Annotated in this window: 21 protein-coding genes; 10 read left to right on the forward strand and 11 right to left on the reverse strand. The window is 44.3% G+C overall.

Features of this window, described 5'->3' with window-relative positions; translation table 11 throughout:
- Positions 1-44 precede the first annotated feature (44 nt).
- Positions 45-1097, forward strand: coding sequence for an acyltransferase (locus QUA34_RS15975; protein WP_333388130.1), 1053 nt, complete (start codon positions 45-47; stop codon positions 1095-1097).
- Between the two features lie 13 nt (positions 1098-1110).
- Here the strand turns inward: QUA34_RS15975 and QUA34_RS15980 are convergent, their stop codons facing one another.
- Positions 1111-1842: a TIGR04283 family arsenosugar biosynthesis glycosyltransferase gene (locus QUA34_RS15980; protein ID WP_333388133.1), complete on the reverse strand. Its 732-nt coding sequence runs from the start codon at positions 1840-1842 to the stop codon at positions 1111-1113.
- A gap of 228 nt (positions 1843-2070) precedes the next feature.
- On the opposite strand from QUA34_RS15980, the gene ubiG reads away from it, so the two are divergent.
- The 6 genes from ubiG to QUA34_RS16010 all read left to right on the forward strand — a co-directional run bounded on the left by ubiG (position 2071) and on the right by QUA34_RS16010 (position 6843).
- Positions 2071-2916, forward strand: a complete 846-nt coding sequence (gene ubiG / locus QUA34_RS15985) for a bifunctional 2-polyprenyl-6-hydroxyphenol methylase/3-demethylubiquinol 3-O-methyltransferase UbiG (RefSeq protein ID WP_333328950.1) — start codon at positions 2071-2073, stop codon at positions 2914-2916.
- Positions 2917-3355: 439 nt separating this feature from the next.
- Positions 3356-3682 (forward strand): cupin domain-containing protein, encoded by a 327-nt coding sequence (locus QUA34_RS15990; protein WP_333328947.1) that lies wholly within the window; start codon positions 3356-3358, stop codon positions 3680-3682.
- A gap of 162 nt (positions 3683-3844) precedes the next feature.
- Positions 3845-4357 carry a flavodoxin FldA gene (gene fldA / locus QUA34_RS15995; protein WP_333328944.1) on the forward strand — a complete coding sequence of 171 codons (513 nt, stop codon included), beginning with the start codon at positions 3845-3847 and terminating at the stop codon, positions 4355-4357.
- Positions 4358-4551: 194 nt separating this feature from the next.
- Positions 4552-4698 (forward strand): hypothetical protein, encoded by a 147-nt coding sequence (locus QUA34_RS16000; protein ID WP_333328941.1) that lies wholly within the window; start codon positions 4552-4554, stop codon positions 4696-4698.
- Between the two features lie 3 nt (positions 4699-4701).
- Positions 4702-5289: an alpha/beta hydrolase gene (locus tag QUA34_RS16005; protein WP_333328938.1), complete on the forward strand. Its 588-nt coding sequence runs from the start codon at positions 4702-4704 to the stop codon at positions 5287-5289.
- A 645-nt stretch (positions 5290-5934) separates the two neighbouring features.
- The gene (locus tag QUA34_RS16010) at positions 5935-6843 is read left to right on the forward strand and encodes an alpha/beta hydrolase (protein ID WP_333388138.1); all 909 of its coding nucleotides are present in this window, start codon (positions 5935-5937) and stop codon (positions 6841-6843) included.
- A gap of 81 nt (positions 6844-6924) precedes the next feature.
- Here the strand turns inward: QUA34_RS16010 and QUA34_RS16015 are convergent, their stop codons facing one another.
- From QUA34_RS16015 to QUA34_RS16035, 5 genes are all read right to left on the reverse strand, one after another.
- On the reverse strand, positions 6925-7368 hold the full coding sequence (locus QUA34_RS16015) for a DUF4079 domain-containing protein (protein ID WP_333067855.1): 444 nt from the start codon (positions 7366-7368) through the stop codon (positions 6925-6927).
- A 194-nt stretch (positions 7369-7562) separates the two neighbouring features.
- The gene (locus tag QUA34_RS16020) at positions 7563-8357 is read right to left on the reverse strand and encodes a WecB/TagA/CpsF family glycosyltransferase (protein WP_333328933.1); all 795 of its coding nucleotides are present in this window, start codon (positions 8355-8357) and stop codon (positions 7563-7565) included.
- A gap of 445 nt (positions 8358-8802) precedes the next feature.
- Positions 8803-10173: an O-antigen ligase domain-containing protein gene (locus tag QUA34_RS16025; protein ID WP_333388141.1), complete on the reverse strand. Its 1371-nt coding sequence runs from the start codon at positions 10171-10173 to the stop codon at positions 8803-8805.
- A gap of 105 nt (positions 10174-10278) precedes the next feature.
- Positions 10279-11403 carry a glycosyltransferase family 4 protein gene (locus tag QUA34_RS16030; protein ID WP_333328927.1) on the reverse strand — a complete coding sequence of 375 codons (1125 nt, stop codon included), beginning with the start codon at positions 11401-11403 and terminating at the stop codon, positions 10279-10281.
- Positions 11404-11848: 445 nt separating this feature from the next.
- Positions 11849-13000 (reverse strand): glycosyltransferase family 4 protein, encoded by a 1152-nt coding sequence (locus QUA34_RS16035; protein ID WP_333328924.1) that lies wholly within the window; start codon positions 12998-13000, stop codon positions 11849-11851.
- 1298 nt (positions 13001-14298) lie between these two features.
- Here QUA34_RS16035 and QUA34_RS16040 point away from each other — a divergent pair.
- Positions 14299-14427, forward strand: a complete 129-nt coding sequence (locus QUA34_RS16040) for a hypothetical protein (protein WP_333328921.1) — start codon at positions 14299-14301, stop codon at positions 14425-14427.
- A 138-nt stretch (positions 14428-14565) separates the two neighbouring features.
- Here QUA34_RS16040 and QUA34_RS16045 read toward each other — a convergent pair whose 3' ends face one another.
- Positions 14566-15246 (reverse strand): type II CAAX endopeptidase family protein, encoded by a 681-nt coding sequence (locus tag QUA34_RS16045; protein WP_333388145.1) that lies wholly within the window; start codon positions 15244-15246, stop codon positions 14566-14568.
- Positions 15247-15619: 373 nt separating this feature from the next.
- Here QUA34_RS16045 and QUA34_RS16050 point away from each other — a divergent pair, with 373 nt between their 5' ends.
- Both QUA34_RS16050 and QUA34_RS16055 read left to right on the forward strand, forming a co-directional pair.
- A complete protein-coding gene (locus QUA34_RS16050) occupies positions 15620-17209 on the forward strand; it encodes an Hsp70 family protein (protein ID WP_333388148.1) in 1590 nt (529 codons plus the stop codon).
- 73 nt (positions 17210-17282) lie between these two features.
- Entirely contained in the window at positions 17283-18107 is an 825-nt protein-coding gene (locus tag QUA34_RS16055; protein WP_333388151.1) for a YwqG family protein, read from the forward strand.
- 188 nt (positions 18108-18295) lie between these two features.
- On the opposite strand, the gene QUA34_RS16060 is transcribed toward QUA34_RS16055, so the two are convergent.
- The 4 genes from QUA34_RS16060 to ftsH3 form a co-directional block, all read right to left on the reverse strand.
- Positions 18296-18817, reverse strand: a complete 522-nt coding sequence (locus QUA34_RS16060; protein WP_333084709.1) for a L,D-transpeptidase — start codon at positions 18815-18817, stop codon at positions 18296-18298.
- A gap of 108 nt (positions 18818-18925) precedes the next feature.
- A complete protein-coding gene (locus QUA34_RS16065; RefSeq protein ID WP_333388154.1) occupies positions 18926-19564 on the reverse strand; it encodes a bifunctional 4-hydroxy-2-oxoglutarate aldolase/2-dehydro-3-deoxy-phosphogluconate aldolase in 639 nt (212 codons plus the stop codon).
- Between the two features lie 240 nt (positions 19565-19804).
- Positions 19805-20167 carry a nuclear transport factor 2 family protein gene (locus QUA34_RS16070; RefSeq protein WP_333388157.1) on the reverse strand — a complete coding sequence of 121 codons (363 nt, stop codon included), beginning with the start codon at positions 20165-20167 and terminating at the stop codon, positions 19805-19807.
- A gap of 147 nt (positions 20168-20314) precedes the next feature.
- Complete coding sequence (gene ftsH3, locus QUA34_RS16075) at positions 20315-22153, reverse strand: ATP-dependent zinc metalloprotease FtsH3 (RefSeq protein WP_006633639.1); 1839 nt, start codon at positions 22151-22153, stop codon at positions 20315-20317.
- Between the last annotated feature and the right edge of the window lie 216 nt (positions 22154-22369).

Raw genomic sequence — 22369 nt, forward strand, 5'->3', positions numbered from 1 at the left:
AAAATTCCTAATTGGGTTCCAATTTTTACAATCTAATTTTTACCATGCAAAAAGTTTCTAATCGGTTCGCTGAATTTGATTTGATCCGAGCTTTAGCAATCGTCAGTGTGGTGATTACTCATGCTGGGTTCTTTACATTTCGCGATCGCAGAATTTTATTTGTGGCGATCGATACATTTCAACTATTTTGCGTACCTGCATTTTTACTGTTGAGCGGTTTTTTTCTGAGCAACAAACTGGAAAATCAAAATAATCCCGCACTGGTAGTCAAAAAAAGACTGTCAAAAATTATACCCCCTTATCTGTTTTGGTCAGTAGCTTTGTACATCTTAAATAATTTGGGAGAAATCCAAAAATTTGACTTACTTTCATTACTCAGAGATATCTTGACGGGTTCAGTGATGCCTCCCTATTACTTCATCGTTGTGATTGTTCAATGCTACGGCTGGTGGTGGCTTCTCGTGAAATTAAGATTTTTAGAACCCAGAAAAGTTTTGGCTTTGGGCTTAACAATTCAAACAATTTTTACAATCTTCTTCTACTTAACCGCTTTCCAATACATATCAATACCTCTACCTTTGATGGAGCGCTGGATTTTCAGTTGGATTTTGCCATTTTCAACTGGTCTATTTTTGGGCAGCTCCTATGACAGAATTCAACCCGTTCTCGAACGGATGAAAATGCCAATTTTAGGGGCAACCATCCTTTTTTATGTAGCTAGCATTTTGGAATTTTACCTAAAAAGTGGAGTTAATTCGGAGGAATGGTTTCTCCGATCGTTTTTTAAACTCTCTGCTCAAGGATACGCAATTTTGTTCGTATTGTCGATCCTCGCATTTTCTAAGAATATTGCACTTCCCAGTAGAGTGTCTGGGTTAGTCAAAATATTGGCTGCTTACTCATTCCCTATATATCTGCTGGATTCGACAGTAGTGAAATATGTCTTGTTAGTGTTTTATAAGTTTATTGACCCGGTAAATCCGCTGCTGAAGCTGGGCTTTTTAGTTACTGGGACTTTGTTAGGTTGTTGGGCGATTATTTACCTGTTGCATAAAGTTTTGCCGTCAAAATACAGCCAGTACATTCTTGGAATTTAAGCGGATTTTGTGTTCAGCGGATGTCTTCATAAAACTGCTTGAGATACCTTGGGGAAACGCCAAAACCCCACAAAAAACCAATAGAAAGATAGATCGCAATAGCTTTAAATTCGCCCCAAGTTGCAACTCGACGGTCGCTACTTTCCACTACCCGATTGACTAACTTAAGTCTCCCCCGTCGCACTAACTTCAAACACAAATCCGCTTCCTCCATAATTGGCAGCGCGACATCGAAACCAGCGCATTCCCAAAAATCGGTACGGCGGCAAAAAATAACTTGGTCGCCAAACAGCAGGCGCAATCCTTTGAAAAATAAATGAGGTCGAAATAACAGCGGCGCGTAATAAGTTTTTAGGTAATTGTGGAGGGAAAAACCCCATCTTGTTTGCTGCGAACCAGCCATCAGGGAGATAAACCCGCCGCCGGCAATTTCGGCATCGGACAATGTTTTCTGGATGACTGCTACAATGTCGTCGGGAACTAAAGTATCGGCGTGGAGAAAGCACAGAATTTCACCGGTGGCGACTTGAGCACCTAAGTTCATTTGCAGGGATCGTCCGGCTATACTGCTAGAAATAACGCGGATGCCGGCAGAAAGTGCGATCGCCGCTGTTTCGTCTTGACTGCCACCGTCTACCACCAACACTTCCCAAGCGGGAGGATTAAGAATGCTGAGTTGGCGGAGGGTGCGTTCCAGACAAGTCGCTTCGTTGAGGGCTGGGATGATAATAGAAACGCGATCCATCTGGTTGAAATTTATGCCAAAGATATTATAATAAACAACTGTGGCGATTCACAACTCACGAGAAAATAAAACTTACGCGCACAGATTCAAAAACCCGTGTCTGCCTGTGAACTCGTCACGAAACATCCGATTTTCTACAGAAATTGGTTTTTTTGGCGTCATTCCTATAAAATCACGCAAAAGTGCAATCGCCATCTATATTTTCCACTAATCAGGACAGAGAAAATCGTGCAGAAAACAGCAGTAAAAAATGATTTAGAATTTTATGAGGAAAATGCCGATAATTGGTGGGACGAAAATGCTAAAATTTATGCCTTATACCATCTAAATAAACCCAGATTTGAGTTTTTCGACAGACACGCGACTACTTGGCAAGGGCTGAAAACCTTAGATGTCGGGTGCGGCGGCGGCTTTTCTTGCGAGTTTATGGCCCAGAGAGGTGCTATTGTTTCTGGAATAGATCGATCGGACAAATGTATTGTAGCAGCTCAAAATCACGCAGTTACCAGCGGTTATGAGATTGACTACAAGCAAGGTTTTGCCGAAAATATGCCCTACGACGACAATACCTTTGATGTTGTAATCTGCGTGGATGTTTTGGAACACGTGGCCGATTACAAAAAAGTTGTGTCTGAGGTTCACAGAATTCTCAAGCCTGGGGGACTGTTCTTTTTTGATACAATCAACCGCACTTTTTCCTCGCAAGTTGTGATGATTGGGCTGATGGAAAATATTTTGCAGGAAATTAGGCGGGGCGTTCACGATTGGGAGAAGTTTATTACCCCCGAGGAACTATCTGTGGTAATGCAGGATATTGGTTTTGGCTATATTGAAATTAAAGGTTTTGATATGTTTGGAGAAATTGGCGCTATGTTAGCCGCAATGTACGGGTTTTGGGAAGATTTTACACGCGGCAAGCAGGTGTTTCCTTCGGCGGGTATTTTTAAACAAGTCTCTCAAACTCTAACATCTAATTTCGCTAACTATATAGATTACAAAAAATCAGGGTTGTTTAAAATCCAAATTAATGAGGATAAGTCGATTATGTATGTTGGGGTTGGGGCAAAGAAGTAGTGTGTTGACTGTTGACTGTTGGCTGTTGACTGTTGGCGGTGGGCTGTTTGTTAACTGTTGACTGATGTAGAACTTACGGATAAAGACTAAAGAAACCGGGTTTTTCATTAGTGTCAAAAGCCGGGATGCAATATTTTCGTCCATCAAACCCGGTTTCTGCGTAAGTCCTATGATGACTGATGAGTGTTTTAATAATTAAATGAGAACTATTAGCAAGTATTTGGCGGTGAACCGAATCGCCAATCGCAGTTTTTTTGACCCAAATGACCGCACCGTCTCAATTGACGGGTACAAACGCTGCTTTTAAACCCAGATACACAGCCCACTGCAACAAAACTTAATGTTGGGCTATTGACAATTTATCTAGATTGCATGGTAGCTTATTGAATATTAATTGCAATAACTGCCGGAAGTTAACAGTACCTGGAGGTCAATCACCGTGACAGCAGCAATAGTTTCCGCGTCAGCCTCGCCAATCAGCGACGGACAACCAGCCGACAGCCAAAAACTGATGAGTTTGGGTAAAAATTCCGAAATACCTGACCTCGATAACTTTAAAGATGTAACCATCACCGTCTTAGAAGGAGTGGGAACTCTCACGGTGTGCAATCAAAAAGTCACTTTAACACCGGGAGTATTTGTGTTTGTACCCGCCGGCATCCCGCGCAGTCTAAAAGTACAAACCACGCTGAATTTGTTACTAATTGACTGCGAACCAGACCCCGATTTGAGTGAGTCAGCTTGGTTAATGAATTTTCAACTTTAAGCAGATGAAAAAACAGTGTCCTTGCTGCCTTGACTCCCTAATTTCTCAGGTTCGCCACAACCGTGTCTACTGTTTTTGTCTGAATTGCAGGCAGGAAATGCCAAATCCTGACTCAAAAAAAACAACCCTCAAGCACTATCCAATTTCACCTTCGGAGTAACAATGTCGAAATCAATTGGTCTTTTCTACGGAACTACAACTGGGAAAACTGAGTCGGTAGCTGAAATGATCCGAGATGAATTTGGTGGCGATATCGTGACCTTGCACGATATCGGCAGCGTTGAAAATGATGATTTTGCGGAATACGAATCTCTGATTATCGCTTGTCCGACTTGGAATATCGGCGAACTGCAAAGCGACTGGGAAGGCTTTTGGCCTGAACTTGATGATATTGATTTTAGTGGCAAAAAAGTAGCTTATGTGGGAACTGGCGACCAAGAAGGCTACCCGGATAATTTTATGGATGCAATGGGGATTTTGGCTGAAAAGATTTCTGAACAGGGCGGTGAAACAGTTGGTTATTGGCCGATAGATGGCTATGATTTTAATGAGTCTAAAGCTGTAGTTGATGGCAAGTTTTTGGGTCTTGCTATTGATGAAGACAACCAATCCGATCTGACGGAATCGCGCATCAAATCTTGGGTATCTCAACTCAAGAGAGAATTTAGCTTGTAGACTTCACGGTAGGGCGGGTTTGGCAATTAGATGATGTGCGAAAATCAAATTACGCACTCAACGCGCCCCCAAAATTTAGCAAATACAGCGGTTCTCAAAAAAGTGAGGTATGCCCTATGCCCTATAGTACCTCATATTTGTGAGAAAGGCTATAAATTATAATTGTGAATAACTCGATATCCAACTTAAAATAAATGAAGTTTAGTTCAAATGACGTACTTTGGTTAAGTGTAAGCCCGAGTTTGCAATTCTTCGATCGATCGCTGCTTTCCTACTTAAATGATTCTGTACCAGTGCAGATATGGGAATACCAACAAACTCAAGACGAAGCTTGTTCTTGAGATATGGCTGTTGAACTTTTGCACGATTTTTTAACATTGCGCGATCGCCCAATTCATCTCATTGGCCACAGTACCAGCGGATTAGTTGGTTTAATGTATGCGCGCCGCTATCCTCACAAAGTACGTTCTTTGGGACTTTTATCTGTGGGTTTGCCATCTGCTATTAATTGGCAAGCACATTACTATACGTATCTTTCAGCTTTTCCCCGGAGTCGCAAACAAGTTTTGAATCAAATAGTAGGCGATATGCTGGGATGCCAAAATCAAATTATTAATCAAAAATTTATATCATATTTTGAGGATGACTTAGCCTGTTCTCCTTGTCCTCACTCCTTATTTAGGATTAGTAATTCCCACGATGAAGGTGTAGAAGTACCTTTGTTAATATGCAGCAGCAAAACAGATTTTCTGGTATCTCCTGTTGTCATGCGTCGCTGGTCGAAATTTCTTAAAAAAGGCGATAGGCTTTGGGAATGTCAAGACGGTAGACATTTCTTTCACCACTTCTATCCAGAACAAGTGGGCGAAAAAATCCTGAACTTTTGGCTATCTGTACACAGCCACCAAGCAATTTTAAATTTTAAGTTTTAGGTGAAGCTTGCTATTCCTTGTTCAATTTACCGAAACTTAATGTGGCAAATACTAGATTAATTTCCGTAATTCCTGGCAATTTTTGCATACAGGCTTCGACTTTTTTGGCGCAGTTGTCACCGTCCATGCTGCCAATTTTATTGGCTAGGATTTTGAGCTATGGAGTTTGAGTTATCCTCAGTCTCTTTTTAAGATTTTAGAATAATTGTAAAAAATATTTAAAATATATTCAGATGTTTGAGTAAATGGTAGGCTAATTTTATTGGATTTGTCAATTAGTTTTTGTGAATAAACTGCAGAGACGGTCTTAACGCAGAGGAAGGTAAGGGTAGATTAAACAGGAATTATTGACAACGATTATAAAATATTTTAACATCTGGTTAACAAGCTCAGCCTTAGACGGGGCTGAAGGATACTGAGTACCGATCGAATTTTAATGACTCGCCCGAACTCCTAAAATAGCGATCGAGCAAGCATACAGCAATTTCCAGGTTTATGGAGTACGGTTGCAAGGGTTTGTCAACCAGTTTGGTAAGTGCTTGGGATTAAGGTGTACTTTATTTGCCTGGAATCTGCTGTATATACTTAAATGTTAGGGCGGACAGAGTGGCATCGCCCCTACCGATTCACAATTTATCAAGAATTATGCCAGCAAGTTTTCTGCCAAAATCGATCGCACAACTCACAGAATCTACCTCAATTGCCTTAGCCCAAAGCATTCAACGAGAGGCAATTACTACTCCCCTATCTTCGGGACCAATTGCCACAACCTACGTACGCCAAGGCAGCGGCAACACACCAATTTTGCTAATTCACGGCTTCGACAGTTCCTTGTTTGAATTCCGCCGCCTGTTGCCGCTGCTAGCTGCCGAAAATGAAACTTGGGCGGTTGATTTGTTGGGTTTCGGGTTTACAGAAAGAGCGGCAGGTTTGGCATTCAGCGCGAGGGCAATTGAAAGTCACCTTTACTATTTTTGGAAAACGCTAATTTCGCAGCCTGTAATCTTAGTCGGTGCTTCAATGGGAGGTGCAGCAGCAATTGATTTCACTCTCAATTATCCCGAAGCTGTAAAACAATTAGTGTTAATAGATAGCGCAGGTTTTGCCATCAGTTCTAATAAGGGAAAGTTTTTAATTCCTCCTTTAGGATATCTGGCAACTTCATTTTTACGCAATCCCAAAATTCGCCAGCGAATTAGCGTCAATGCTTATTTCGATAAAAATTTGGCTTCTCAAGACGCTCAAACTTGTGCTGCTTTGCACTTGGAAATGCCCAACTGGAATCAAGCTTTAATTGCGTTTACCAAAAGCGGCGGTTACGGTGGTTTTGGGGAAAAATTAGCGCAAATTCAGCAGCAGACGCTGATTTTGTGGGGAAAACAAGACCGGATTTTGGGGACGGCGGATGCGGAAAAGTTTGCAAGGGCGATCGCAAATTCTCAACTAATTTGGATACCCGACTGCGGGCACGTTCCCCACTTAGAAAAGCCACAGACTACCGCGCAGCATATTTTAGAATTCATCACCAAAAGCGGACTCACGCAAAAAAATTAAACCTAGGGTGCGCTGCGGCGCACCTTACATATATGTTTTCCCTTGCATATTTGGTATAGTTTGAGGTCAAATAGACAGGTTTCAAACTTTCGGCAAATACTTTTGTACGATCGTCCATCCTGTGAGCAACACAGTCACAAATCCCCCAAACAAAGCCAAATTAGTGCCGATGTGGAGGGGACGCGCCCAAGGATGTTTAGGGCCAATTTGCAGCCCGCTGCCAACAGAAACCAACACCAAAGCTACAACAGCTAACCCCGCCGGTAAATGAGCCGAGTGACCCAAATTGCCGTAGTATCCTAGCGTACCGACTACACCAATTCCCAGCAGTAAAATTACCAAAGTCGCCATCCCCGCACCAGTGGCTAAATGAAAGGGACGCAGCCATTTTGGGCGCGGTTGTTTGGTACTCCTAGCGGCAAACATCCACGTTCCAGTAACGGCCAGTAACAAGTAAGCCAACAGGGAAACACCCATTGACCAAGCCGCTATTTTCCACAACCACAAGAAAGAAGGCAGATTCATCGGTTGCATCCCTAATTAGGATTTTCCACAAAAGGTTTCTTTCCGATTTTACCTGGACTTGAAAGCAAAAATGAATTATTTTGAGAGAAAGTGCGATCGGACTATCCACAGATTGCATCAGTCTTACCTTAAAGTCAAACCCACTTTCTCCGATACTCAGCTTAATTTATGCTAGAGATTGGTCGCTCACCTTTTTAGGAGCCACCTTTCCATTCTAGCTGGCTGGTTTTGCTCTCCATGAAAGGCATTTTATAAAACCCTAATTTTTGTTCTAAGATTAACCGGAAAAAAGGCAGACCTTCAATCAAATATCTTTTCCACAACCTTCTCGGTTCACTTAACAGTCGGTACGCCCATTCTATGCCGACTTCGCTCATCCATTTGGGAGCTCTGGCTTTGCAACCAGCTTCAAAATCAATGGTTGCACCTACGGCTAAGAAAATTTTGACGTGTGTTAATTTGCTCCTGTATTTAACCAGCCACTTCTCTTGCTTGGGCGCTCCCACTCCTATAGCGAGAACAGTCGCTCCTGATTTATTGATCGCGTCAATTATTGTTTCACATTCTTCCTCGTTTTTTTCAAAGCCAAAAGAAGGAGAAAGTGCTTCAACCACTATTTCTCTACCAATTTTTTGGTTAATTTTTTCCTGGGCTTTCTTAGCAATACCTTCAGCCGCTCCTAGCAAAAATATTTTAATTTTCTCGTTATCTTTGTGATACATATAAAATGCAGGGAACAAATCAGAACCAGAAATCTTTTCTTTGAGAGGAGTACCCAAAAACTTGGAGGCATACATCAATATTTGACTGTCGCAGACTCTATAAGTAGATGTATTGTAAGCTTCATAGAAGTCGCGGTCATACTGCAACTTAATCAAGTGGTCTACATTGGGTGTAAATACGACACCACCTTCGCACTCGAGTTTTTCAAATAACTCTGTGATTGACAAGTTATCTATCGAGACATTCAATAAATTAACTGTTTTCATTTATGATGCCCTTCCCGCTTTATATTAAACTACAACCCAAACTATTATAACCCACAATTCAGTTTCGTGTTTTAACTACCTGGGTGCTTCAGTGAACATACTTTTCTCAGTATATCCTCCTACACCCTGCCTGTCTAGTGAGGATTTTTAAAGATTATGTAAAGAATCAGCTCGTTTTAGAAAAAGTGTATAAAGCCAATTTTTAAGTTTATAAGTCGCAACACAGTTTCAAGTAAAAAGCCATCCAGTGCTAATACTTGTTAAAGCATTGCATATGAATGTAAAAAAAAAGAGTTTATGAGATTAAGAGTTTAACCTAGTGAAAAATATCTGGCAACTTCCGAACTGGATTTCATCCAAAAGTGGTAGATTTTTTAGTTTTTGTCTCCAGGGAAGGCAAGCTAGTGTCAAGCTTGCAGTGAAGCAGCGATCGCCTTCACGAAAATCATCCTGATTTTTGGTGAACCAGCGCCTGTCTTCTTGGTGGCGAACTGGTTTTCTTGGCCTTAAGACTTTCTGGAGCTTTTAAGACGAGACCCGATATTCCTCCAGCAATCAGCGCAAAAATCGGGTTAGTCATAGCATTCAAAACACAGTCAAACACGTACATACTTAAGGCTACTCCCAGGGCGGCAGCAGGGGCTACTTTGGGATTAGACCAGGTTCTGGCGGGATATTTGAACAAGCAAAAGACGATAACAGGAAGTAACATTGAAGAAAATAAACTAACTAAACCGACTGCACCGTTGATGCCAAATGCAATAATCCATAAGCTGTCGGTGACCGAGATATCATCACCGTACTCGTTATACACGCGGTTTCCGCCGGAATCTCCCCAGCCAAACATAAATCTTTGCCGCGCCTTTTCCCCCAATATCTCTTCATTGTCAAATCTAAACTTCAAAGAGGCGGCTCGTTCTTCGCCAAATACTTGATTAATGAATGCAATCACGTCTTGGCTCGAAAATTGACCCGCTGCAGCTATGTACAGATAAAACACTATATATCCAATTATCAAGAGCAAGGGCAAAGAGGTGCGAAAAAACTTGGCAGAGAATAATACGATCAACGCCATTCCAAATAAACTGTAGGCGCCAGTAGAACGGCACAGGAAAAAAGCGATAGTTAATATAATTGCTAAAGTCTTGATGTTACGGCCCATAAACTTTTTGAGCGTCCCAGTTTGCCACAGCCAAACAGCAATTAAGGCGGCTGTCATCATCCACAGGCCCACCATCAAACCGTGCTGCATAAATACTACCGGTCTCCACCCCCCCATACGCCTTGCTTGACCCCAGTCCTCAAAGGCATTGACGCCGTAAATCATTTGGTGCAGAATTGGGCCCCTAACCCCTTCAATTAAAGTAAAAGGAATGTAGGCTAACCCACCTGCAAAAATCCCGATCGCCAATTGTCGCAGCCCGTCTAAACTACCCACATACAAGCGTCCTAAAAAATAAGGCAGACCCCAAGTAACGATTTGGTTGATAGTCGGAGAAATCGGGCTGCCACCATTACTAACTTGTGAAATAATTGGACACAAACAGTAAATTACCATTGGCACGTCCAGCCAACCGGGCTTAAAAGAGGTGAGGCGCGCAGTATCGTAGATAAGAGTCCCCAGCAAAATCCCGTAGCAAGCTGCAGAGATTTTGGTATACGGTGGCAATGAGGGGATGGGATAAGAAGCTTGCGGTAAAAAAAGCCACGCTGCTACAAAACTTATAATTACCGCCCGCTGAGCCGGAAACCTCACAAACAGGTAACAAACGACTGGAATAAAGCCGAACATAGCCAGTGGGATTAATGCAACCATAGGTCTTTTTTGGCAGTAAAATTGTAGAAAGAAAACTCCAATTGCCCGATAAAAATTCTCGATTAAACGATCGCCCAACCCCACTCTTTTAAATCAACCTCAATTTTACATCTTGTTCGTTAATTGTGCCTGACGTTCCACAGCAGTGTACAGTGCGGCCTCGAAGAGATTAGTTGCATCCTCCCAAGTATAATTTGTTGCCGTCTCCAAAGCTGCCTCGGACATTGCGCGCCATTCGGCATCAGGCAACTGACAAATCTGCTCGATCGCTTTTGCCATATCCTCTGGGTCTTCTGGCTTGACAAGTATGCCACCCCCGCCAGCCAGTAGTTCCGGAGCCGCACCAGCAGGAGTGCCGATGACTGGAGTTCCACAAGCCATAGCTTCTAAAATTGGCAAGCCGAAGCCTTCGGATCTGCTGGAAAACAGCCAAGCATCGCATTTGCTGTAAAATTCTTTTAGTTGGTCTTGAGTAGGTTCCTTATTATACTCAGTATCCTCTGGCATTAAATGGGGAAGAGGACTATCGTCGCCGGAACTAAATGCAACTAAACGAAGGTTAGGAATTTTTTTAGCAGCTATAGACAAAGCTTTCAGGGCAATATCGCAGCCTTTCCAAGGAGTTGTAGTATAGTACATCCCGACTGTAGGAACTAATTGCTTGCCTCGCGGCTGCTTCGCTCGCGACTGGGGGTCGTAAAACTGTTTGGTGTCCACCGTAGGAGGGACGAGAGATACAGACAAATCGCCGTATTCATTCCGAGCTATGTCGGCCAGCCACTGGGCCACAGCGATTTTGTGCATCGGCAGCCGCCAAGTTGCCTCTACTCGACCTTTTGGTACGTAGTCAAAAGCCTCATAATGTTGGAGAAAATATACTTTCGCTCCTTTGCTGGGAGAGAGTTTTGCCACCCACTCGGCAGTTTCCCACCAAGTAGCCATGATAATGTCGGCATCAGGTACGTCCAGGTCGGTAATTGGACGGTTGGTTTCGAGAACTCGACTTTCGACATCCACTTTGTCAAAGTGAGACTTTTGTGTCTTGGAAGCGGACAGCCAACCCCTACCCCTCAGCAGTGATCGCAATTGTTGGAGCAAAGTTGGTTGCGGCACGGGCATAGACACGATAAATATTTTGTGTCCTCGCTTTTGCAGCAGTTCTGTGTAGATAGATAACACCCTCATACCACCTGTAAGGCTCAGGGTAGGAAGGACAAAAGTAATTTTCATGAATAGATGCTGAAGATTGATACTGGTTAAAACTCCTCCATAACAGCAAGTTCGCACTTACCAGCCTATTTTTGGCTTTTCTGCGGGGTGCGGATCTGTGCTGGAGGTGATCGTAACTCGATAGTCGAGCCGATCTTAACTTTGTCGTCAGGGACTTTTCCCAATTACAAATCGGGAGATGTTTGATGACAAGACAAGTTTAACCGGTAACGGAGCCAGCCTTAAAACCTCCGTTGCCCTCTAGTTAAGATTTGGGCAGATCAATTTATAACCTGTATTCCGTCGTCGCTGCGGTCAGAATTCGTGTCGAGACTGCTGCGTAGAAAACAGGACACAGGCGATTTTATTTGTAGCAGAAGCACCCCAGCAAACGATATTGAGTTTCTCCCCAGAATCCGGCGCCGAAAACGCCCGTAGCGCCGAATTTCAAATGGCAGCGCGGCACTTAGCATCCAACCAGAATTTTTTTGTCCGCATAGTAGGGAGAAAAGCAATCTATGTTAACCTCGCGGTTTTTAGATTTGTCTACAGCAACTTTCAATGCCGCTTCAAAATGAGCCGTGGCATCTTCCCAAGTATAATTGTTTACCTTGGCATAGGCGGCTTCAGACATGGCTTGCCACTTGGAATTTGGCAACTGACAGATAGACTCTATGGCTTTTGCCATTTCTTGGGGATCTTCTGGTCTTACAAGTATGCCAGTACCGCCGCTCAAAATTTCAGGAGCAGCACCTGCTGGGGTACTGATGACGGGAGTGCGGCACGCCATCGCTTCGATAATTGGCAAGCCGAAGCCTTCTGAGCGGCTCGCCAGCAGCCAAGCATCGCATTTGCTGTAATAGTCTTTGATTTTGTCTTGGTCGGGTTGAATTACATACTCGGCATTGGCCGGTAGGGGCAATTCCGAGGATGGGGCATCTACACCGAAGGCAACCAGACGCAAGTTGGGGATCTTTTCTGCTGCTATGGAAAAAGCTTTGAGGGCGATGTCGGTTCCTTTCCAGTAGATTGTAGAGTACATTAGGCCCACTGTAGGAACCGATTGTTTGTTGCGAGGACAGGCGTAAAATTGTTTGCTGTCCACGCTAGGAGGAGCTAAGGAAACTTGGTCATCGCCATATTTAGTCCTAGCTAGCTCAACTAACCACTCAGAGATCGTAATTTTGTGCATGGGCAGCATCCAAGTTGCTTCTACTCTTCCTTGAGGTAGATAGTCAAAAATTTCGTGGTGCTGGATAAAATAAGCTTTTGCTCCTTTGCTAGGAGAGAGTTTGGCTACCCACTCGGCGGTTTCCCACCAGGTGGCAACTACTACGTCAGCGTCAGGTACATCTTTGTCTTCTACGGGGCGGTAGCGATCGGTAATTTTGTGTTCTACACCTAAGTTATCGAAAAATGAGGGTTCATTTTCAGGTGGGGAAATCCAACCCCCTCCCCGAAGCAGCGACTTGACTTGCTCGCGCATACTCGGCTGGGGAGTGGGTACAGAGATGACGAACACGGAGTGTCCTCGCTTTCTCAAAAGTTCTGCGAAAATAGATATTACTCGTATTCCACCAGTCAGAGACAGAGTAGGAAGAACAAAGGTGATTTTCATTTTTAAGTCCCGCTGACGACTTTAACTCGCTCTCGGCGCTGCTAGCAGCGCTGATATTAGAGCCCAAAAGGAAAGAGGGGCGGGTGAATATTAATTACCGCTTTCCTGGTGTTTACATAGAATCCAACTGATCGACTGTTCGCAACACCCCAACATCTATCTGCCAAAATATCACTGTCATTGCATTGATGATAAGGATTGATTTGATCGCGAAACAGTTCCTAGAGGGATAATTTTCAGGTCAGCGAAAGTTCCTCCTGAAGATAGATTCCTCATCAAATAGGAGCTTTGTTCGCGACAAACACCAAGCTAGACAACACGCTCTGTTAAAGATAACATCATTTACGATCAAACAGATAGAGATGTACGGGAAACCGAATATCAGCAAACTTTTAATGTGGGGGATAAAGGTAGCATTAACAACAATATGCAGTAGACAGACATCGCCTTTGGCAAAATTTTATACTCGATTCAAGAGGGGAATTCTTACATTGAGAATGTTGATTGCCTCATTGAACCAACAGAGCTAAATACCAATCATTGGTTGTGGTTTTTGGGTAACTGTGCTGTCGGTATTGCTTGATACAATATCCTATTTGGTCAAGATTCAGAGATGGTGGTTTTCTCAGATACCAGCAGGGGCGCGATCGCGCGAATGACCGTTGTGAACGCGCGAATGAGGGGAGAAACCCTGTTTTTCAAGCGATATCCCTAGCCCTCAGTTGTCGTATGTTCCTGAAAAAACCTGGTTGAGGCGTCCACTTTTTGAAAAAATAGGTTTCCCAATCGTGCTACAGAACATAGAGTTTCACCGATATAAATTTAATTAGCTGCCTGAGTTTTAAATTTGTTAATAAAAGGCGATCGCATGAAAAAGTTCCCAAAAGACACTGCCACTGCGGGGCAGAGTATATGTAGCGTTCCTGCCCAATTCCTGTCTAAGTAATTACCGTAAAAAAGATCCTACGCAAATTATCAAATTATCCTAGAAAGATCAAAGGAATACTCAAGGTTGAGCCGCCTATATGGTGCAAACCTTGACTCCTAAGCAGTAGCAGCAACTTCGTGGTATGTATCAAACGATTTCGCGTACAAAAAATTTCATGTTATGAAAGGATCATTTTTCCTAAGTTTGCAATTCCAGATGACAATCGGTGTGCTGTTGGGGCCCGGCCGCCGATGATTGTAGCGATATGTTGGCCACTTTTCAAGCAGCTAAAATTATGTGATCGCCAGCAAAACCCAACCTAGAATTAAAACCAGATGCCTTAACGAAAAGCATCTTCCGGTGGGAAGATATGAACGGTCGATTATTGCACAGCATCAGTCAAGAGCTCAGTACAATCAGCATCAATGCCAGCAAACACTTGTCGCTGCTAGTTGGCATCAACCGCAGCTATAGCCACATATACCTTGCCGAATCTTAAAATTTATCAGGGTACATTATCGCCCGTGGCAGTGGCACGCCGCCGGGATGATGGGGGGAGAGATTAATCTGGAGAGTGAGTTGGGCAAAAAGTCAATTTTTACTGTAGAATTGCCTGCGATTGTCGCTGAAAAAGCAGCTAGTTAAAGAGAATTTGCCAACCAATAGTTGCTAGGGCTAAATCTGCGATCGCGTGGCTGATATAACTCGACCAAAGCGAACGGTAAGTCACATAAGAGTGCGACCAAATTATCCCGGCGGCGAAGACAGCTAATGAACCTAATAGCACAGCCTGCCAGTCGCTGTAAGCTGCTATTACAAAAATGTGGTGGAGGGTGAAAAATAGCGAACTCAGAAATATTGCTTTTGTGCCCGGTATGAGAATCTGGCACTTGTTGCAGACAAACCACCGCCAAGTAAATTCTTCAATCAGCGAGTTAACTAGCACAAAATATGCTTCTACAATCAAGTAAATAGTAGGGCTGCTAATACCTAATTGGTACGATTTTTCTTTAGCAACTACAGGATCGATCCACTGCTGACCGAAAAGGCTATAGATACCCAGAATTACCGCAAACATGAATATTCCCCAAATAGATCCAGCCAGCAATTCTTGGCGCTTGGGCAGGGATAAACTGAGCTTTTTGCGATCGACAAAAACAGACCACGCGATCGGAAAAACCAACAACCAAACTTGACAAAAGACTGACAGTGTTTGTCCCCAGCTTCCAGGGGCCATATACAAGGCTGCTATGATACCGATACTAGCTGCAGGGACAAGCAGTGTTAAAGCCAATAGTGCTGAGTTGCGATCGCCCATGTCCAACATTTTTCACGCTTCATTACAAAATTGGATTAATACCAAAGGTAAAAAATTGCGACGACGGAGAGATTATACCCTTTTCAAGAAACAATGCAACTGTATGCCCAAATTCCCAACCCTTATGCAGTTAGTCATTCTCAAATTTTTAATATAAAATCTAGAAGGGTATGAGTTTTGTGCCGCTTATAAAAGTGGCGCTTATTTGTTGCAAATAAAAATATGCAGTTGCACAAAATTGAAGACTCCGCCGCGAAAGCTGTTCCGGTTGTAACCAAATCTTTATTCAAGGACAATTTGAGAATATATTTGCATTTGCGGCTCTAAATACCATAATATAATCTAATCCCTAGTAGCTGTGTATTTTGGCTGAATGACGATCGCAATTGATTTTGGAACTAGCAACACCGTCGTCGCTCGCTGGAATCAAGTCCTCCAGCAGCCCGAAACTTTGAAATTACCGGGATTGTCGGCAATCTCGGCTCAAAATCCGCCCCTAATTCCCAGTTTACTCTACGTTGAGGACGCTGCTCAAAGTAAAGTCATACTCGGTCAGCAAGTCCGCGACAAAGGCCTTGATTTGAGTGGAGATTCTCGGTTTTTCCGCAATTTCAAGCGGGGAATTGGCACTTCAGTTCAGGGTTTTGTGCCGGAAATTGACGAGCAACTTATTACTTTTGAACAAGTAGGTGAGTGGTATTTGAGCCAAATTGTAAACTCAATTCGCGAACTGCCTTTGCCGATCGACTCTTTGATTTTTACTGTGCCGGTAGATAGTTTTGAAGCTTACCGCCATTGGTTGGGCAAAGTGTCACAATCTCTGCAAGTAGAACAGGTGCGGATGTTGGACGAACCTACGGCGGCTGCTTTGGGTTACGGTTTAGCCGATCGCGAAAATTTGTTAGTCATTGATTTCGGGGGTGGCACTCTAGACCTTTCTTTAGTGCGTTTGGACGCTTCCGCCGACAAAAAGCCCCTCGGTTTTATTCTTAAGTGGGGCGAAAAGTTATTAGCTGAATCTTCAGCGCAAAAAACAAAAGTTGCCCGGGTTTTGGCTAAAGCCGGACAAAATTTAGGCGGTTCTGATATTGATAATTGGCTAGTTGACTATTTTGTTCAAACAAAAGGGCTGGCAAAATCTCCGATTACAACGAGATTAGCAGAACGGTTAAAGATTCAGTTGTCTTTAGTAAATCAGGCTGTTGAGGTTTATTTTGATGACGAAAATTTTGAGAGTTACGAATTAGAATTAGGCAGAACTCGTTTTGAATCTATCCTCGCGGAACATCAATTTTTTGACAAACTAGACGACTGCATGAATCAAGTATTGCAGCAAGCGCGGCGCCAAGGCTTAGAAATTGGCGATATCGATGCAGTTTTGCTAGTTGGCGGTACTGTACAAATTCCCGCTGTCGGGCGTTGGGTGCAGCAATATTTCGATCCGGCAAAAATTCGCTGTGACAAACCCTTTGAGGCGATCGCCCAAGGTGCTCTGCAACTGAGTCAAGGCATAGAAATCAAAGATTTTCTCTATCACAGTTACGGAATTCGCTACTGGAACCGCCGCGACAATTGCCACAGTTGGCACAGTTTAATCAAATCCGGCCAGTCTTATCCGATGAGCGAACCGGTAGAATTAGTCTTGGGGGCTTCTTTAGAAAATCAGCCAAGTATAGAATTAATTATCGGGGAATTGGGAGCGGAAACTGGCGGCACGGAGATATATTTTGACGGTGACAGGCTAATTACTCGCCAACTCGCGGGCCAAACATCGGTACAGCCCTTAAATGATAAAGAAGGAGCCCGCAGCATCGCGCAATTGACGCCGCCTGGGTATCCGGGGAGCGATCGCATCAAAATCTTCTTCCGCGTTGACGAACAGCGCTTTTTGCGAATTACCGTGGAAGATTTGCTGACAAATCAAACATTGTTAGAGGATAAACCCGTGGTGCAGCTAAGTTAAGGATAGACTTTACAGGTAAGGTGCGCTTCGGCGCATCCTACGGATTGCCTTCAAAACAAATTGTTAAAAGCAGATGAATTATAAACTAGAATTTCCACTCTCTCCCCAATTAGAAAAGTATCGCGACACAATCGAAGCTACCATTAAACCTTACATCGAAATTCAAACCAATAATGATGACGTTAATTGGTGGCAAAGTAAATTTGGGGGATTGCCTTATTTACCTAAAGGCTTTGAGTATCCAAAAACTCCTGACGGTAAATATTTATTTTTGCTTGCCCAACTCAACTTTTCTGAAGTACCCTCTTTAGATGGTTTTCCCGAGCGGGGAATTTTGCAGTTTTATATAGCCGACGATGATTTCTATGGTCTAGATTTGGGCAATTGGGCCGATGTAGATAATCCCACAGCCGAAGACAGATTCAAAATAATATATTTTCCTCAGCCCGACTTCCAAGTTGAAAACATCATTACCAATTATGATTTTTTGCCGGAACCCGAACTTTTTCCTGTTCATGGCTGTTGCAGCTTGCAATTTACTAAAAAATATGCGCCGATTAGTACCAATGACTACCAATTTACCGAACTATTAGGAGAAGAAATTAACGAGTTATTTATGAACCATGAAATTGAGGATGAGTACCGAGAAATATCGCAGTCCTTTGGTCATAAAATAGGTGGTTATCCTGATTTTACACAAGAGGACGTAAGAAAATATAGTAGTAAATCCGATCGACAACAAAAGGCAGACATTCTTCTATTGCAAATGGATACCGATTGCAATGAGACAGTAGATATCATGTGGGGAGACAGTGGTGTAGGTAACTTTTTTATTGATGACTCAGCACTCAGAGAATTAGATTTTAGTAAAGTCTTATACAATTGGGATTGTGCTTGAAGGCAGTAATGAAGTAAGCAAGCTAAAAAAACCACAACAGATGAACTCCGATCGAATAAACCGGGTTTTTGACCGAATCTACGGCTGTAACGCAGTATTTCCCAAAAAAACCCGGTTTCTGACCACCGCTGCATAAGTTCTAATAATGTTCGACTATGCCCGATGCCCGATGCCCAATTCCCAATTCCCTAAACCTGAGATTTGTGCACCACCACAGGTGTTCCCACCGAAGCCCATTCAAATAGCCATTTAGCGTGATTGACAGCTACATTTGTGCAGCCGTGAGTAACGGGATTGCCAAACAAATTGTGCCAGTAAGCGCCGTGAATTGCCATGCCTCCGTCGTAATACATTGTATAGGGAACGTCGGGCACGTCGTAGTCCGGCCCAGTCATTCTAGTAACGCGGTGTTTGGTTTCAACGGCAAAGGTTCCGGTGCGAGTGGGAGTCGATGATTTGCCGCTGGAAATAATTACCGCGTAAACGGGTGTATTTCCTTCCCACGCTATTAACCTTTGTCTTGACAAATCTATTTCAATCCACCGTTCGCTGGATTGCTGCAACAACATAATTTTATTGGCAATTATGTTGTGCTGTTCGCTGGCAAATGCGGTCATTGAACCGCCGCAGAATGTAGCAAAAGTGAGGGCGCAGCCGGCAAAGAAAGTTCCCGCGCGACGGAAGTAAGTTGAGTTGATAATGCTGTTCATTTCTCACACCTCGTACTATTTTAGATTTTAGATTTTAGATTTTAGACTTTAGATTGGCTTGTCCTATTTTAGATTTTAGATTTGAAATGTTGGATTTGGAAACTGGACTTAACAAGTTGTTAAGTTTTGGGCGAGAGTTTGGGCAATTTGGACGATCGCGCGCCAATCGCGATTTTCCACTAAGTGTTTAGGGAATAAGTCTCCGGCTAAACCCACGGCGATCGCCCCGGCGTCTATAAATACTTTGGCATTTTCCAACGTCACCCCGCCAGTGGGAATTAAAGGAATGTCTCCCAGGGGGCCTTGCAAGCTTTTCAGGTAAGCCGCGCCTCCCAAAGCCGATATCGGAAACACTTTAACGCAGGTAGCGCCCGCTTGCCACGCGGTGACAATTTCCGTGGGAGAAAAAGCACCGGGGACGATCGGCACTCCGGCATCAACTGCTGTTTTAATCATAGTTAAATCGGTGTGCGGAGTAAACAGAAATTCAGCGCCACAATCTATTGCTTGCTGCAACTGTTCTAAGTTTAATAAAGTGCCAGTGCCAATACTAAAAGTAGGGAATTCAGACCGGAGTTCGGCAATTAATTCAGCGGCTTTGTGGGTATTCCAAGTAATTTCAATAAACTGGATTCCTCCTGCTGCTACCGCTTTTGCCATCTGTGAAGCAAGTTGCTTTTCGGAGGAGCGGATAACTGCGATCGCCCGGTGTTTTTTTAGTAGTGTCAACCAAGATTGATGATTCATGCTAACTGATTTTGCCGCCAGATAATTCAATACAGTTCATATCGGAAGACCGAGCGTTTGAAACCGCGTCTATACAAACAAAATCCACCTCCGTGGGTTTCCGAGGGGGCCGTTAAAATTGCGTTATTTTCTTTACACCACAGGCCAGTGGACTGCGTTTGACTCCCTAGCTATAGTAAGTAAAGCCTCAGCATCGCTCGGTTGTGCCATCCATATTACCGCCATTTGCATAACCTCGCTCTACCCGTTGTAATGACCAACAACTTTAGTCACTTTTCCGGTGGAACTGACTTCCATAAACTCACCTGCCTTCGTGCCTTTTTGGTTGATGTAGTAAAGGACAACACTGGAAACTCCCCACATCACATCAAGCAACTCAAACTTGAGATCAGGATAAACTTCCAGCCCCTTTTTGAAGTAGTTTCGTAGCGCTTCTTTGCCTGTCACTGTCCCAGATGGTTCGTTTAGCAGTTGCGCTGCGACAGGCGATATCAGAATTACATCTTCTGCGTAATGGGACATGATTCGATCGAGGTTATGAGTATTCCAAGCTTCTACCCAATCAAGTGCAAGTTCACGCGCTCTATCTTCAGTGACGATCATGGTTTGCTACTCCAATGCTTTTTTTCGCTGCTTCCTGTGTGCCCACAAAAAAATCGGGGCGATTCCCGACAATCCCAGAATCACCCCAATTATTGATTTCAAACTTTAGATTTAATCTAAAATCCAAAATCCGAAATCCAAAATTGATTAGGCGATCGTCGCCATTTTCACATCGCTATTAGCTAACAAATTTTGCAATTCATCAGCATCCACAGTTTCCTTTTCAACTAGCATATCTGCCAAAGCATTAAGGACATGGCGGTTGCCGACGAGTACATCTTTAGCGCGACGGTAAGCTTGCTCTACCAACAAACGCACTTCATCGTCGATCGTCGCTGCGGTTTCTTCGGAGAAATCGCGTTCAGCCATGATATCGCGACCCATGAACATATTGCCTTGTTGGCGACCGAGAGCTACAGGGCCAAGCCGATCGCTCATTCCGAAGCGAGTCACCATTTGGCGCGCTACTCTGGCTACTTGTTGCAAGTCGTTGGAAGCGCCGGTTGTCACTTCTTCCTCGCCGAAGACAATTTCTTCAGCAATGCGGCCGCCCAAAGCTACCGCCATTTGATTTTGCAAGTAAGACCGAGAATACAAGCCAGAATCCATCCGATCTTCGCTGGGTGTGAACCAAGTCAAACCGCCAGCGCGGCCGCGGGGGATAATGCTAATTTTCTGCACGGGGTCATAGTCGGGCATCAGCGCGCCGACTAAAGCGTGACCGGCTTCGTGGTAAGCTACCAAAGTTTTGCGCTTTTCGCTCATCACGCGGTCTTTCTTTTCTGGGCCTGCGAGCACGCGGTCGATCGCGTCGTTGACTTCATCCATTGAGACTTCGGTCAAGTTGCGACGGGCGGCTAAAATTGCTGCTTCGTTGAGTAGGTTGGACAAATCCGCACCGGTGAAACCGGGTGTCCGGCGGGCGATTTTTTCCAAGTCCACGTCTTTCGACAAAGTTTTGCCGCGGGCGTGAACGTTGAGAATTTCTAGGCGGCCTCCGAAGTCGGGGCGATCGACCACAACTTGGCGATCGAAGCGACCCGGACGCAGCAGCGCCGCATCGAGCACATCGGGACGGTTCGTGGCAGCAATCAAAATGATGCCAGTATTGCCCTCAAAGCCGTCCATTTCGGTCAGCAACTGGTTCAGGGTTTGTTCCCGTTCGTCGTTACCACCGCCCAAACCAGCGCCCCGCTGGCGGCCTACGGCGTCAATTTCATCGATAAATACGATACAAGGAGCGTTCGATTTAGCTTGTTCAAACAAGTCGCGGACGCGGGAAGCACCGACACCCACGAACATTTCCACAAATTCTGAACCGGAAATCGAGAAGAAGGGAACGCCTGCTTCTCCAGCCACTGCTTTTGCCAGCAGGGTTTTGCCAGTTCCGGGAGGGCCCACTAGCAGCACGCCTTTAGGAATTTTTGCTCCGACTGCAGTGAAGCGGTCTGCATTTTTCAGGAAGTCCACGACTTCTGCGAGCTCTAGCTTGGCTTGTTCGATGCCTGCCACGTCGCCGAAAGTCACCTGAGTTTGCGGCTCCATTTGGACTCTAGCTTTGGATTTGCCGAAGTTCATGGCTTGGTTGCCGGGCCCGTTTTGGGCGCGCCGCACCAGGAAAAACAGTCCGACCAAAAGCAGAATCGGGAAGAACAGGCTGCTGAGGGCTTTTACCCAGAAGCCTTCGTCGCTTTGGGGCAGAACTGAAATATCTACGTTATTTTTGGTCAGGATGTTGATCAGTTCGGGGTCGTTCGGCAGGTTAACGAGTACCTTGTTGCCGTCCTGGGCTGTGACCAGGGCTTTGCTGCGATCGGAACTGATATTTATTTTGTCTACTCTCTTGCCTTCGACTTCCTGAATGAATTGACTGTACTTCCAAACTTCGCGGCTTGGGGGCTGTTTGTCAAAAAAAGCCGTTGCTAAGGCAATGACTACAATAGCCAGCAGTGCGTACAGGCCAGCGTTTCTCCACCGTTTATTCACCGAGGTCGATCCTCCTAATTTTTAGTCCCTGTGATTTGGGAATTTTTATTTATGTTCATCAATCTTAACGTAATTGTAACTTGTTTTTGTGTGGTGAGGAATCCCGGCCATGCTGCGGCGGTCTGAGGTCGCGGGAACGGAACTGCCCTGGGCGGCGTCAGCTAATTGGGGTGTTGTCCTAATTTTTGGGTATCTTTTTACACTATAAAATGTAAT

The organism is Microcoleus sp. POL10_C6, assembly GCF_036701585.1.
GTDB lineage: Bacteria > Cyanobacteriota > Cyanobacteriia > Cyanobacteriales > Microcoleaceae > Microcoleus.